This is a genomic window from Ancylomarina sp. YFZ004 (genome assembly GCF_054254355.1).
In genome coordinates, this window is sequence record NZ_JBTCHQ010000046.1 from 1 (window position 1) to 474 (window position 474).

General features: G+C 44.9%; 1 protein-coding gene. It reads right to left on the reverse strand.

The window, feature by feature from the left end; genetic code table 11:
- The coding region (locus tag ACXR6G_RS20145; RefSeq protein WP_458363252.1) for a Calx-beta domain-containing protein at positions 1-474 on the reverse strand (474 nt) is incomplete at both ends.

A 474-nucleotide genomic window follows, 5' to 3' on the forward strand; every position in this document is an offset into this window, starting at 1 on the left:
TGATCCTGTATTGTTTGGGCTGCTTAAAGTTACCGTATAAACAATATCCGTTGGGGCATCTTCATTACCTTGAGTGCTGACACTCAAGGCTGCTGATACGCTTTCATCATCGGTAATGCTTGCCGCTGCACTGGCAGTGCTAATGCTGACATCACCATTGCTTGAGTTACTGATTGTTGCAATGACGGTTTCGGTAGTTTCCAATAGGCCATCGTCGATGACTGCCACGGTGAATGTTCCTGTAGAAGATCCGTTGGCAACAGTAATTGTTGCACCTGATGCGATGGCAGTATAATCGACACCACTGCTGGCTGTACCTGTACCTGCATCATCAATATCGAAAGTAATTGGTGATCCTGTATTGTTTGGGCTGCTTAAAGTTACCGTATAAACAATATCCGTTGGGGCATCTTCATTACCTTGATTACTGACACTCAAGGCTGCTGATACGCTTTCATCATCGGTAATATTCGC